The 13,400-nt window shown below is 64.4% G+C and carries 9 protein-coding genes, 1 tRNA gene and 2 pseudogenes; 3 read left to right on the top strand and 9 right to left on the bottom strand.

Translation table 11 applies throughout. The annotated features are described in order from the left end of the window. The 3 genes and pseudogenes from GA615_RS27670 to GA615_RS26745 form a co-directional block, all read left to right on the top strand. Positions 1-618 (top strand): annotated as a pseudogene (locus GA615_RS27670) (hypothetical protein); the annotation flags it as partial. A gap of 210 nt (positions 619-828) precedes the next feature. After that, on the top strand, positions 829-2,421 hold the full coding sequence (locus GA615_RS26750) for a calcineurin-like phosphoesterase C-terminal domain-containing protein (RefSeq protein ID WP_235905689.1): 1,593 nt from the start codon (positions 829-831) through the stop codon (positions 2,419-2,421). A 130-nt stretch (positions 2,422-2,551) separates the two neighbouring features. Beyond that, positions 2,552-2,624 (top strand) — tRNA-Lys (locus GA615_RS26745). 287 nt (positions 2,625-2,911) lie between these two features. Here GA615_RS26745 and GA615_RS28810 read toward each other — a convergent pair. From GA615_RS28810 to GA615_RS26700, 9 genes and pseudogenes are all read right to left on the bottom strand, one after another. Then, positions 2,912-3,457, bottom strand: a pseudogene (locus GA615_RS28810) (tyrosine-type recombinase/integrase); the annotation flags it as partial. A gap of 610 nt (positions 3,458-4,067) precedes the next feature. Continuing rightward, entirely contained in the window at positions 4,068-6,962 is a 2,895-nt protein-coding gene (locus GA615_RS26735) for an AAA family ATPase (protein ID WP_161602589.1), read from the bottom strand. Beyond that, a complete protein-coding gene (locus GA615_RS26730; RefSeq protein ID WP_152054413.1) occupies positions 6,959-7,189 on the bottom strand; it encodes a helix-turn-helix transcriptional regulator in 231 nt (76 codons plus the stop codon). The genes GA615_RS26735 and GA615_RS26730 overlap by 4 nt, the downstream gene beginning before the upstream one ends. After that, positions 7,186-7,422, bottom strand: a complete 237-nt coding sequence (locus GA615_RS26725) for a hypothetical protein (RefSeq protein ID WP_152054412.1) — start codon at positions 7,420-7,422, stop codon at positions 7,186-7,188. Before GA615_RS26725 ends, GA615_RS26730 begins: the two co-directional genes overlap by 4 nt. A 133-nt stretch (positions 7,423-7,555) precedes the next feature. After that, positions 7,556-8,521: a hypothetical protein gene (locus GA615_RS26720; RefSeq protein ID WP_152054411.1), complete on the bottom strand. Its 966-nt coding sequence runs from the start codon at positions 8,519-8,521 to the stop codon at positions 7,556-7,558. A gap of 227 nt (positions 8,522-8,748) precedes the next feature. After that, positions 8,749-9,033: a hypothetical protein gene (locus tag GA615_RS26715; RefSeq protein ID WP_152054410.1), complete on the bottom strand. Its 285-nt coding sequence runs from the start codon at positions 9,031-9,033 to the stop codon at positions 8,749-8,751. Between the two features lie 314 nt (positions 9,034-9,347). Then, positions 9,348-11,720: an EcoAI/FtnUII family type I restriction enzme subunit R gene (gene hsdR / locus GA615_RS26710; protein ID WP_152054409.1), complete on the bottom strand. Its 2,373-nt coding sequence runs from the start codon at positions 11,718-11,720 to the stop codon at positions 9,348-9,350. 111 nt (positions 11,721-11,831) lie between these two features. Continuing rightward, complete coding sequence (locus GA615_RS26705; RefSeq protein WP_152054408.1) at positions 11,832-12,950, bottom strand: Fic family protein; 1,119 nt, start codon at positions 12,948-12,950, stop codon at positions 11,832-11,834. A 43-nt stretch (positions 12,951-12,993) separates the two neighbouring features. Further along, a partial coding sequence (locus GA615_RS26700) for a restriction endonuclease subunit S (protein ID WP_201750341.1) occupies positions 12,994-13,400 on the bottom strand: 407 nt, incomplete at its 5' end.

The raw sequence follows: 13,400 nt of genomic DNA, 5'->3' as shown, positions 1-13,400 counted from the left end.
TTGCTCTGGCGCGATGCCCGTCTCGCCTACTTCCCCACCGCCGGCACTCCCTCATGCCCCGACGCCCGTTCTCGCCTGCTCGCCCTCGTCACCGCCACCATCGCCCGGCTCGAAACCCTCCGCCCGCTCGTCTGGGACGACCTCGACCGCCCCGAGGCCGAGGCCATCGAGGTTGCCTCGCTCGTCGATACCTCCAAGGACGGCCAGCTTCGCCACCGTTACCGCCGCGACGCCTTCCGCGACTTCCACAAATCCCTCAACGCCCTGACCCGCCTCCGCTCCGAACGCTCCAAGAACGACGCCCGCGAGCAGAAGATGATGCAAACCTCCCGCACGCATCACGCCGAGCGTCCCGCCTTCGTCCCTCCCCCGCCCGATTCCCGAAACGAACCACCTCCGGCCCCCGAATCCTCGCCCGAAGATCGCCGTAACCCACAATCGGTCAGCGAGATCCGCAATCCCTCGCCCGACGCCTCCTCCTCCCCCGATCCGCGCACCCTGGGGCGCACCGACGGGCGCACCGAGGCCGCTCGCCCCGCGAATGAGGCCCCTTCGCCCCCCTCCGGCCGCCCGATCGCCCCGCCTCGGGGCTCGGAACACGGCCCAGAGGTTCGCTGAGCCCCCCGCATCTCCCTTCGATGAGCCTTGCGACCCCGATCCCTCGATCCGGAGCCGATCGTCGTCTGCATCCATCGAACATGCCAGGATCATGCGATCCTCTTGAAATCGTGGTACGATCCGCCCTCGGTTTCAAGACAACGGGCCCCGAACCGGACGCCCCGACCTCTCCGCGATTGCCTTGCACCTGCCCACGATCAGGAGTGCTCCGTGACCATCCTCCATCGCTTCCGAATCCCCCTGATGGTTGCCCTGCCCGCGCTGCTGGCTCCCGTCCTGCGCGCCGACGACGAAACCCCGTCCGACGCGCCGACGACCGCCACCGGCATCGTCTTCCACGACCGCGACGGCGACGGACTCCGCGGCGACAACGAGGAAGGCATCCCCGAGATCAAGGTTTCCAACGGCCGAGACATCGTCAAGACCGACGCCGACGGCCGCTACACGCTGCCGATCGACGACGACACGATCCTCTTTGTCCTCAAGCCCCGAGGCTGGATGACCCCTCTGAATGAGGACAACCTGCCGCAGTTCTACTACATCCACAAGCCGGCCGGTTCCCCCGAATCACGCTTCCCCGGTGTCGAGCCGACCGGCCCCCTGCCCGACTCGGTCGACTTCCCCTTGTCTCCCCAGGCCGAGCCCGACGTCTTCCGCGCCCTGTTCTTCGGCGACACTCAGCCGAGGAACATCCAGGAAGTCGAATACATCGCCCACGACATCATCGAGCCAATCCTCGCCGAAGGCACCGACGCCTCATTCGGCGTGACGCTCGGCGACATCGTCTTCGACGACCTCTCGGTCATGAAGCCCCTGAACCAGGCCATCGCCCTGCTCGGCCTTCCCTGGTACAACGTCATCGGCAACCACGACACCAACCAGGATGCGCCGAACGACGAGCTTTCGGACGAGACCTATGAACGGATCTACGGCCCTTCGTACTACTCCTTCGACCACGGGCCGGTCCACTTCATGGTGCTCGACGACATCAAGTGGTTCATCCCCGAGGAGGGCGGCCGCGGTCGCTACACCGGCGGACTCGGCGAGCGGCAGATGGAGTTCATCCGCAACGACCTGGCGATGATCCCCGAAGATCAGCTCATCGTCCTGATGATGCACATCCCCCTGGTCAACGTTGAGGACCGCCACGAGCTGTACCGCCTGATCGAGCAACGCCCGTTCGCCCTGTCCGTCTCGGCCCACACGCACTATCAGGAACACGTCTTCATTGGTGAAGAGGACGACTTCCACGGCGCCGAGCCGCACCACCACGTCATCAACGTCACCACCTGCGGCAGTTGGTGGGGCGGCGCCCCGAACGAGCTGGGCATTCCTCACACCACGATGCGCGACGGTGCCCCGAACGGCTATTCGGTCTTCACCTTCGACGGCCAGAACTACGACATCGAGTTCCGCGCCGCCCGCCTTCCGGCCAGCCACCAGATGACCATCTTCGCCCCCGAGGAAGTCGCCTCGGCCGACGCCTCGTCGACCGAGGTCCTGGTCAACGTCTTCGGCGGCTCGGAGCGCTCGACCGTCGAGATGTCCTTCGGCGATACCGGCACCTGGCTCCCTCTCGAACGCGCCGCCGTCGAGGACCCCTACTACCTCCGCATGAAGGCCCTTGAGGAGAGCGACACCCCTCCCCCCGGCCGCAAGCTGCCGAACGTCATCACCTCCCCCCACATCTGGCGCGGCACCCTCCCCGCCGATCCTGCTCCCGGCACCCACGCCCTCCGCATCCGCACCACCGACATGTTCGGCAAGACCTACGAAGACCTCCGCACCCTCCGCATCCGCTAACCCCCCCTCTTCCGGGGGCCTCCCTCACCGGCGGCCCCCTTTTTTCCTCCAAAATCCTCCCCCTTTGCTCCCACAACTCCCTTGAACCCTCAGCCCCAAACCCGTAAGATCCAATTCCTTCACCACCCATGCCTCTCTAGCTCAATCGGCAGAGCAGCTGACTCTTAATCAGCGGGTTGAAGGTTCGAGTCCTTCGGGAGGCACTTGTGACACTGGCCGACTCATCCCGACCCGAGGCGTCTAAACCCGTCTCGGGTTTCTCTTTGCGCCGATCGTCCACGGCACCGTTCAGATGAAGGGTTGCGACGGCATCCGACTCGGGCCGACTCGATCCGTCCCCTTCGGTGGGCAAATAGTGGGCAAAGCGTTCGCTGATAGGTTGTCCATCCGTCCCCGTTGCACGGGCTGAATCACGCTCGGGGGACTCGGGTCGGATTGAGGGAATCGACCGGGCGGCCTGCTCCAGATCGACCGTCCGGGGCCTCGTGTAGCGTCCGGTCAGTTCCAGGGTTGAATGCCTCATGAGGCGTTGGACGACTCGGGGCGAGACGCCAGCGGCATCGGCCAGGGTGGCACACTGGCACCGCAAGGCGTGGAAGTCGAACACGAGGCCCGAGTCGTCCCGGTAGGCGATCCCGGCGGCTTCCAGGTCGATCCGGAGCATCGCAGCCCCCTTGTCCGGGAGGGGGAATGCGGGGGCCTCGGGTGCGATTGTCGCCATGTGAGGGGCCAGGTCTTCGGCCAGGTCGTGGGGCAAGGGCAGCGTGGCCGGTTCCCCGTTCTTGGTGTAGGCGGCGGCCACCGTCACCGTGGGAGATTTGGAGTCCAGGTCGAACGATCCGGGCGTGATGCTGGCCAGTTCCGAGAACCGTAGGCCCGTCGCGACCGCCAGCCGGTAGCAGAGGGCGCGGGCCGGGCCGGTCATCTTCCGGTACGACTCTCCCCGGTGGGCAGATTCGATCAGCTTGCGGAGTTCTTCGACCGAGAGCGTTCGTCGATCATGCCGACGATCGGCGGCCTCGGAGAACTTGCTCATCCCGGCAAGGGGGTTGTCCAGGCTCCGCCCGTCCCGATGCAACCATCGGGAGAATTGCCGGATTGCCGTCAGGTGGGCATTCAGCGTCCGGGCCGACCGGTTCTCTGCCTTCAACTCCCCGAGGGCGATCATGACCGTCGACGGTGCCACCTCGGAAATGGAGCGGATCGCCCCCCATTCGATGATCCGGCTCGCGTAGGTCCGCGTCTGGCGAACATGCTTAGGATCACCCCCCTTCGCGGTCAGGGCCGCGATGAAGTCGTCCAGGTGATCGAGGATCGGCCGACGCTCCGCGACAGCCAAGCGTTCGGCCTTCGGGTCGATCAGTCCGGCGCGTTGCCGGGCGGCCTTCGACTCCGCCTCCCTGGCCATTTCCTCGGTCATCCGACGATCCGGGCATCCCTTCGCCTCCCGCTTCACCCCGTCGGCATCGGTGTAGCGGAAATACCAGACCTTGCCGCGCTTCCTGAACGATGCCATCGGTCGTTATCCTCCGCCTGTGTCGCTTGCTGGCGCAAGCAGACGTTGCTTGTCGTGATTGTACGGTCATTGACGGAATGGCTCAATACGTTTGTTCACAAGAGGTCTGATCGTCTCGGACGGTCATCGGCTAACCCTCGGACGCTGGGAGGGGATCGCCCGTGGAGTCCGTGGAAGCCGTGGAGTCCCCTTTAAGGGGGGCGGCTTCCACGGGATGGCTTCCACGGGGGCGCGTGTCTGGAGAGTCATCCGGGGCCACGACGGATAGGGCGGAATGGCCAGTTCGAGCAATTTCGGCCCGTGGAAGCCGGTTCGTGGTGTCCTCGTCCCATAAAGGGCCTTCCACGGCTTCCACGGCTTCCACGGGGGTTCCCGTGGCTTGCATCGTCCAGATGCGGGCATCGTCCGGCCCGGAATGGAGCGCTTCGAGGCCCGAGGGCATGGCGGCCTCGTTCACCCGCTCCGCCTCCAGGATGGCCTCGGGCGACGGGGGCCAGGGTGAATTGGGAAGTCGGAAGAAATAGGGGCCGTTAAACCCGGCTCGCTTCGATTCTCCTCCGAGGCGTTTCTTGAGGATCGTCTCGCGCCACCATTTCACGCGCCCGAGGACTTGCTTGTTCAGTTCGTCACCGATCAGCTCGGGGCCTGGCTCGGGGAAGGCTCGACCGATGGCCTCGTCGCCTTCCCTCGCGCAGGTGATGGAACTCGCCGGCCCGTCCTTCAACCGTTCGCGGAGCCAATCGGCGGCGCGGTCGATCTCGCCTTGATTCTTCGCCTTGCCGGATCGGGCGGCGGTCTGCAACAGGTCGTCGGCGGAGATGTCGACGGGCCCCGACCAGTTCAGGCGGAAGAGCTGGCGTCCGAGTTCGTCGCGGTCGGCCTCGCTCAGGTGGTCGGATTCGGCCAGGATCGCGGCCACCTGATCGGGAGGGGGAGATTCCAGGGTCCACCCGATCGACGACGGCCGGGGGACGTTCAGGTTCCACTTGAACGGGGCCAGCACGCGCCGAGAGTCGTCTGCGGGGTCGCTGGCGATGGCGAAGCAGGCGCGGGGGACGTTGACGTAGGCGATCGAGCCGCCGACCCGGCTGGCGACCGTCTTCGCCTCGTCCTTGTTCAGGTGCTTGACGGTCAGGATCGTCACCCCGCGATCGTTCGCCAGCTTGGCCAGCGGTTCGAGGATCGAGCGTAGTTCCGCGTCGTGATGGTCCCGGATTCCCGCCGCGCCGATGTAGCCGGTGATCGGGTCGATGATGACCAGCTTCACCTCGGGCCGACGTGCCAGGTAGGCGTCGAGCGGCGCCAGTTGGGCCAGGGAGAACGGGGCCGAGTTCCCCTTCGCGTCCTTCACCCCGTCGAGCGTGTGGACCCGCCGTACGTCGGCATCGTTGGCGAGCAGTCGCGGCTTGATCGTGTCGGCCGAGCCATCCTCGCAGCCCAGCAAGAGCACGTCGCAGGGCGGGGGCGGGTCGTAGTCTAGGCCGAGCGTCGGGCGGCCTTGCGTCAGGTCCGCGACGAGGGCCGACCAGAACATCCCCTTGCCGGCCCCGCCGAGCCCGGCGGCCGTGACCAGCTTCCCCCTCGGGATCACGACGGGGACGAGGAACTTGACCGGCTCGGCCTTGATGTCGGCCATGCAGGTCGTGAGCAATTCCGGTTGGGCGCCCTCGTCGCCGAGTTCGAGGGGTGTCCCGTCCTGCAAGCGGAGATCCGATTTATGGATGCGGACCTCCGCCTCGCCTTCCTCACCGGGCCGGAAGACGACGGTGGCCCAATCCCAATCGTCGGAGAGCACGAATCCATAATTCGGTGCCCCGGGGCGATCGACCGCCATGACGCACTGGTTCACTTCGAGGCGCTGATAGGCGATCTCCGGCCCCCCTGATTGGCCGGTGCTCTCGCCCTCTCGACCCGAATCCGATCCCTCCCGATCCGGCCTCGGGGCGTTCAGGAGCTTGCAGGACGGGCTTGGATGGTTCTTCACCGCGTCGGCCAGCTTGTGGCGCAACTGCTTCTCCGACTCGGGCGGCCTGGCCTTCGCCTCGTTCCACTCCGCGAAAATCGGGTAGGCGTCGGCCTCGGACAGTCCGAACCCATCGACGAGCACGCAAGCGACGTGATAGAGCCGTCCGTGTCCGTTCTCCCCTTCGACCGCGTCCGGGAAGCCGGGGGCAAAGATATAGGATCGGGCACGATCGGCCGCGCCGGTCCCGGCGGTCATGCTCCAGACGTTCGATTCCCGATCAGCGGGCGACGGGGCCTCCGACGCCAGCGCTTCGAGCAACTCCCGGGGGACGACGTGAAAATCACCCCGGCTCGTCGGGCCTTCAAAAACAGCGGTCCACCGATGGGGCCGGTTCGGCGTCGAGTCCCCCTTGCGAGCCATCGAGCCATACAGCTTGATGACCCGGGCCGGGTTGAACAACTTCGCGTCGATCTGGACCCGATCGTCGGAGAATTGCGCGTCGGCGGCCTTCAAGGCCCGAGCGATGAGGCCCCCGTCATCGCTCGGCAGATCGACCCGGTAACGCAAGTGATAGCCGTTGCCCGAGTCGGCCAGGATCGGGGGCGGCCACCCCCGGGCGGTCAGGTCATCGCGGAGGGCGATGATCCGCTCCCAGGCGCGGGCCTTCTCCTCGTCGGAGCTTGAAATCCCCGAAGGCGAGCGCCTCGGGTCGGCATCGAAGACGAGGCCGATTCGGTGGAGCACATGCTCATCGGCGGCCGTCGTCTTGGGCTTCCGCTTCACCCGATTGCTGGCCAAGGCGAGCATGTCGGGCACGAGGGGGTTGATCGTGACATACACTCCCTCGGCCTTCGGGGTCCAGGCAAGCGCGACCTTGGCCAACGGGTCGAGGTGGTCCGAATCGAAGTACCCGGCCACGGTGAACGCGGGATAATTCGGATTGTCGATCACTCCGAGCACCCGCAATTCGATGACGCTGCCGGGCTCGACCAGCGGGCGGAGCCAGGCCGCGATGTTCTCGGGGGATGGCTCGGCGACGTGAAGGGGCGGAGTGTTCATGAGCCACCCCCTTCGATCCATCGTCGGATCGTCTCCGGTGCCCACAATGGCATCCGACCGACCACGCGATCGGGCTTCGGGAATCGGCCGGCGGATCGCAGGCGTTCCAGGGTCCGACGGCTCACCCCGAGGGCATCGGCCAGTTCATCCAAGCGATAGGCCAGGCGTCCGACGGCGGGCTCGTGCGGCCCCGTGGGGGCCTTCTGCGGTTCGGGGCGTCCCATCATCGCACCCCCCGGCCGTCGGCCTCGTCGGCGGGGGCGTAGGGCTGCAAGCGAGGCTGGACGATCGACTCCGCGCCGATGCGGACGACGTAGCCAAGTCGAGCCAGTTCCTTTTGGGCGTCAGCGGCGGCGGCCAGGTCGCTCCGGTCCATCGCGTCGGCCAGCCGGGCGAAGAGGCCGGCGGCCTTGAAGGTCCGATCCGAGACGGGCGGATCGGCAAGCCTGTGCGTCTTCATGTCGTATGTCCTCGGGTCGGGCCGCTCCCACGTGGCGGCCTCACCCGAAGGGCCGGATTGCACAACATCCGGCCGATTTTGTCGCAAGCCCTTGCGCCGCTTGGAAATCAAGGTTGCGTAACGTTACGCAACGTCATGCTTGATCGCGGTATCGCCCCCGCGCCTCGTCCCGGGCCATCGCTTTTCGTTTCTCTTCCCATCGCTGGATCGCCCGACTTGCGGTTGCAACCGAGCAACCCACTTCGGCGGCGATCTCGGTCGGGCCAGGCGGGCACTCGTTGCGCTCAAGGTATCCAAGGTAGACCCCGACGCACTGATCGGCTTTTCCTTGATTCCGGGGGCGGTGCCTCGTTCGAGGTTTCCTGGCCCCCTGTGGGGCGGCCTCGGGCGTCGGGACGGTCCCCGGGGGAATGGGATCGGGCGCCGGGTTCGCCAATACTTCCGGAGCCTTCGCCTTGAGGAATGCCTCGAAGGCCGATGCGAAGGCTTGGGCGCCGGCGTCCCAATTTGTGATGCTCACCCCGGCCGTGTCAGTCTCAGGTTTCACCCGTCGCATCCGTTCCAGCTTGCCCTTGCCGGCCACGGGGAGGCGTTGGCTGAGACGACCATCGGGCATCAATCGGGGTTGCCCGTTGAAGAATCCTCGACGCAACACGAAGTCGAACACGCGCGATTCTTCGCCTTCGTTCAAGTCGCTCCGAGCCAGGACGCCTTGATCGGTCAATCGCCACTGTTCTTTGCCGACTCGCTCGCAATGGAACGCGGGTTCGTCCTTCTGATCGCCGGCCTTCCGCCGCTCGAAGATGTCGCGCCAAACGTCCCACATGCCGGACGACAGGGAATCCATCGCCTCGACGAGGCCATATTCCCCGGTCAGGCTGATTGTCGCTTCCACGGCCTCGGAGTGCCCGAACATCTGGAGCCGGAACGTGACGCGTCGGCCGATCATCCCGGCGGCCGTGAGAAGCATGAGGGCTTGTTCTTCCGACTCGCTCAGCGAATCCGGATCGAACTCCGCCCATGTCTCGGGGACGGTTCGCAGGAGATGACCGATCCCCTGTTTCAGGGGATCGCCGACGGGGGCGTCTGTCTCGGACATGAGATGCACTCACCACACCGGGCCGGCCGGCCGGGACTGGCGATGAGTGCAACACCATCCCGACCGGCCGCATCGAGCCACCCGGTTTGCAACCCGTGCGGCTACCCGATGCCAGTCATTCTAACTGGAAACTTGTCAACCTTCCCAGGGGATCGCGTGCGATGGGGCAAAGAGGGCTGGCCCCGGCCTCTCGCAAACCTCGCGAAGTCGGAAGGAAGCGAACCGTGTCAGGAACGAGAGAAAGGCCGCTCAACCTGCACGTTGATCCGGTGCCACTCCGGCGACGCCTTCCGGGCGGCCTGCGCTTCGTCCCAGATGACCTGAGAGGCCCTGCGCTGAATGTCCTCTTCGGCGTGTTTGGCCTCTTCCGGTTCCAATGCCGGTTGCGGCGAGTCGCTCCAGACCCAGGCCAGGAATTCGGCCTTCTGCGTCTGGTTCAACCGTTCCCACAGGCCGCGAATGAGTTTGTCCGGACGTGCCCTCCACCATTGTTCGGCGAGCGACCGCTCCAAGAGCCCCCGATACCGGGATTCATCACGCCTCGTCCTCATTGCCCCCTCCCCTGTTAAGCTGGGTTATTTCATCCAAAAAGAAAGTCTCTTGTACCCCGTGACTGTTCCCCTTGGAGTCTCCTGGAAATCGGTTCGGGAAGGACCCGTGAATTTAAAATGTTGTCTTTTCAGCCATCCGTTTACAGGCTCTCCGCCTTCTCAATCTATTGTTGGCGACGTGTCTCCCAAAGCAACCTGTGAAGCATGCAGATAAGACGAGACAATCGCGAGAGCGAGAAGGTGATTTGGTTCTATTGAGGAGTTGCTGCGTGGGATCATGGTCTCGGAGAGGTCCGAGAAGGGGGAGCGGAAGTCGGAGGGTGCGGCCACGCCGAAGGGTCGGGATAGAGATGCCTCTGAAACTCGCTAAAAAACTTGCTGATCTCGGCGGGCCGGCCGAGGTCGGCCAGGGCATCGGCAATGGAGCCGTGATAGCGGATGCGGAGCAAGGGCGTGAGCTTGTCGAGATCGAGTTCTTCAACCCCGACGCTCACGTAATGGGACAGCACGAAGTCGAGGAAGGCTTTCTGCTTGTCCGTGAACGAGGCATCGAGCGCCATCCTGGCATTCGCGGCGCGGTCCGCGCGGGTCTGGGGGGGGATGGCGTAGGCGACGTGGGCCAGCACGTCGAACAGGTCGCTGTTCTCGGCGTCGATGATCCGCTGCATCTCGGCCAGTTGGTCGCGGCCGAAACCGTGCTCGGTGAGCCCTTGCAAGAGCCGCTTGCGGGTCTCGGGATCGCTCCAGATCGCGCGGAGTTCGGCCTCGTCCTTGAAAAACTCGGGGAGCTTGCCGAACAGCGTTTCCATGAACTGCTGCGCCGACATGGGCGTGCCGTCGGGATGCCAGAAGGTCGTCATCATCATGTGCTGGATGGTCCGGGCCTTCCCGTCCGCCAGCTTGACCTTCGCCCGACCGGGGCGCGTGCCGCCGTCGCCCCCGCCCTCGGGGAGAGCGGGCGGGCCCGGAGGGCGGACGACCGGATCGGGGCTCGGCTCGGGGTCCAGGGGTTCGCCATCCCACTCGGGATCTGCGAAGTGGACGTGGGCCCGGACGAAGTCGTAGATCGTGAAGTAATCCTTGCCCTCGAACAGCCGGGTTCCCCGCCCGATGATCTGCTTGAATTCGATGATCGAGTTGACCGGGCGCATCAGGACGATGTTCCGGACGTTACGCGCGTCGACCCCGGTCGAGAGTTTCTGCGAGGTCGTCAGGATCGTCGGGATCGTCTTCTCGTTGTCCTGGAAGGCGCGGAGGTGCTGCTCGCCCAGCTTGCCGTCATGCGACGTGACCCGGTGGCAGTAGTTTGGATCGCGGCTCGTCTTCATCTGGTTGATGAGGTCACGGACGGCCAGGGCGTGCAATTGGGTGGCGCAGAAGACCAGCGTCTTCTCGTTCGGGTTGATCTGCTCCAGGAACAGCTTGACCCGATAGGACTCCCGCTCCTTGATCTCGATGATCTTGTTGAAATCGGCCTCGGTGTACCGCTTGCCGGCCTCGATCTCGCCCTCGATCAGCGTGTCGTCGGGCGTGTAGACGTACTCGTCGAGCGTGGTCGAAATCTGCTTGACCTTGAAGGGGGTCAGGAAGCCGTCGTTGATGCCGTCCTTCAGGGAGTAGATGAAAACCGGCTCGCCGAAATAGTCGTAGGTATCGACGTTCTGGTCGCGCTTGGGGGTGGCGGTCAGGCCGAGCTGGACGGCCGGGGCGAAGTGGTCGAGGATACCGCGCCAGGTGCTCTCGTCGTTCGCGCCGCCGCGATGGCATTCGTCAACGACGACGAAGTCGAAGAAGTCGGGCGGGTAGTCGCCGAAATAGGGGGAGGGCTGGCCGTCCTTCGGGGGGCCGCTCAGGAAGGTCTGGAAGATGGTGAAGAACAGGTTGCCGTTCTTGGGCACCCGGCCCTTCTTCCGGATCTCGTCCGGCTCGATCCGGACCAGCGCATCCTCGGGGAAGGCCGAGAAGGCGTTGTACGCCTGATCGGCCAGGATGTTGCGGTCGGCCAGGAAGAGGATGCGGGGGCGGCGGGTCGGCTCGCCCGAGAGGTTCCAGCGGGCCTGGAACAGCTTCCAGGCGACCTGGAAGGCGATGAACGTCTTGCCGGTGCCGGTGGCCAGGGTCAGCAGGATGCGCGAGGCGCCGTTGCCGACGGCCTCAAGCACGCGGCCGATGGCGATGTCCTGGTAATAGCGGCCCTGGTAGAAACCGCCCCGGTCCTCGAATGGTACGGCGGCGAAGCGGTCGCGCCAGGCGTTCGGCACGGCGAAGGTGCGGGCCCAGAGTTCCTCGGGCGTCGGGTAGCCGGGCCGCTCGCCCTCGGTCCCCTCCTGCATGTCGATGCCGTAGACGCCCCGGCCGTTCGTGGCGTAGGCGAACCGGATCGCCAGCTTGCCGGCGTAGTTCTTCGCCTGGGCCACCCCTTCGGTGAGCGCCTCGCCCCACGCCTTGGCCTCGACGATCGCCAGCTTGGTGTTGCGGTACTCCAGCACATAGTCGGCCGAGAGACCCCTGCCTCGCCGTCCTGAACCTTCGAGCCGTCCCGGGGCGATCGGATACTCTCGCCGGATACGACTCCCCGCGACAGCACCCCAGCCGGCAGCAGCCAACGCGAGGTCGATGTGTTCAGCGCGGGTTTCGGCTTCGTTCATGGGTGGCTCACGGAGTGCACCTTGCGTCTCACGAATTAGCGACACCACGCCTTGCGTCTCACGAAATAGATTTTGTGGCACACAAGGTCTGTTGTCGTTCGTCGCTGAGACTCAAAGAACGTCTTTCCCTTCCGCAATGTTCAACAACTCGCGAAAAGCGTAAATCCCGGGTTGCCTCCCTCGCCCCTCGCGCAGGGTTGCGAGGACTCCTCGCTCTCGCAGAAGGCGTAGGATGCGAGCAGCGGTAGCTTTTGGGATCTCCGAGTGAGCCGTGAAGAGCGTTGAGGGGAAAATAGGACTTTGGAAAATGAAATCGACTGCTCGGATCGAGTGTTGCGAGTGGGTCAACTCAACGACATCGACTTTCAATCGCTCGTACAGTTTGAGGATTTCCCGGGCCTTGCGCTCGTTCTCAAAAGCTTGTCTTTCAACGCCTTTGAGAAAGAACGCGCACCATCCCGTCCAGTCATCGTCCCGCGAAACCGCACACAATCGTTCGCAGTACTCCTCTCGGTTGACCTCCAGGTAGCCACTCATGTAAAAATCAGGACTCGCGAGAAGCTTGTGCTGGTAGAGAAAAAGCGGAATCAGCATTCGACCCAGCCTCCCGTTTCCATCCTGGAAGGGGTGCAAAGCCTCGAACTCCACGTGGAGGATCGCGAGTTGAGTCAGCTTATCGGGTTCAGCCACGCTTCCCAGATACTGCTCCCACGAATCCATGCCGGACTGCAAATGCTCCGTCGCAGCGGGCACGAAGCTTGCTTCCTCTATGGCGCAACCCTTCGGTCCGATCCAGTTCTGCTCCTTACGATAGCTGCCGGGCGACTTGTCACGCCCACGGACCCCTTGCATCAGCAGGCTGTGAGCCGATCTCATCAATTGCTGGGAGAGAGGCCGATGCTGCATGGCGGTGACGCAGGCACGCATCGCCTGCCGGTAGTTGAGGACTTCCTCCGCGTCGTCACGCTTTGGCTGGGTCAATCGTTCGGACTCGCCGCCGGCCTCGATCTCCAGGACTTCGCCGATAGTCACCTGCGTCCCCTCAATTTTCGAGGACAACACAGCCTCTTGCGTCGTCAGCGGCGACAGGAGAACTTGCGCGTTCGGTATGGCCGAGAGCAACCCGTCGTAGCGGGCTAGCCCTGCGCTCGCCGGCCCAATCAGCGGGATCAGTCTGTGCCAATCGATGTTCCTGGGAGGGAATTTCCCGAGATGGTAGTGGACCGGCATACGTGTTTCGAATCCGAAGTATACGGCGGGGGCGTAACCCTGATCAGAGTTGGCCGGTGAAGGCCCGGTGGAGTAGCGACCGTTTCAGAGCGTCCAGGGCGGCGAGCTTGCGGCGATAGAGGGATTCGAGGCGTTGGGCTCCATCGACGAGCATATCGAGAGTAGCGACAATTTCGTTCTGGACGCTGAGTGCCGGGAACGGAAACGGCTGACTCTCAAACGTACCCATGTTGATGTTGTCCTGTGCGCTTCCTTTGCCCTGCGCCTGCAAATGAGCCTTGAAGCTTTTTAGAAGATATAGAAGGAACTTGTTGTTAGCCAGAGAACTGTCGACTACGACACCGATAATGCTGTCTGGAATACAGGCGTCGAAACCAAGGATTGCTGTTTCAGCAATATTAGCGGCTATCGTGATGCAAACCGTTCCGGCTGGCCAGAGCTTGCTTTGAG

The sequence above is a fragment of the Tautonia marina genome (assembly GCF_009177065.1).
Classification (GTDB): Bacteria; Planctomycetota; Planctomycetia; order Isosphaerales; family Isosphaeraceae; genus Tautonia; species Tautonia marina.
This window is presented reverse-complemented; position numbering and strand designations above follow the sequence as displayed.

What these genes read in the sequence shown, in the direction of transcription:
- GA615_RS26705 (WP_152054408.1), bottom strand. Translation starts at nt 12,950, where the DNA reads ATGCCGGTCCACTACCATCTCGGGAAATTCCCTCCCAGGAACATCGAT.
- GA615_RS26720 (WP_152054411.1), bottom strand. Translation starts at nt 8,521, where the DNA reads ATGTCCGAGACAGACGCCCCCGTCGGCGATCCCCTGAAACAGGGGATC.
- GA615_RS26735 (WP_161602589.1), bottom strand. Translation starts at nt 6,962, where the DNA reads ATGAACACTCCGCCCCTTCACGTCGCCGAGCCATCCCCCGAGAACATC.
- GA615_RS26730 (WP_152054413.1), bottom strand. Translation starts at nt 7,189, where the DNA reads ATGATGGGACGCCCCGAACCGCAGAAGGCCCCCACGGGGCCGCACGAG.
- GA615_RS26725 (WP_152054412.1), bottom strand. Translation starts at nt 7,422, where the DNA reads ATGAAGACGCACAGGCTTGCCGATCCGCCCGTCTCGGATCGGACCTTC.
- hsdR (WP_152054409.1), bottom strand. Translation starts at nt 11,720, where the DNA reads ATGAACGAAGCCGAAACCCGCGCTGAACACATCGACCTCGCGTTGGCT.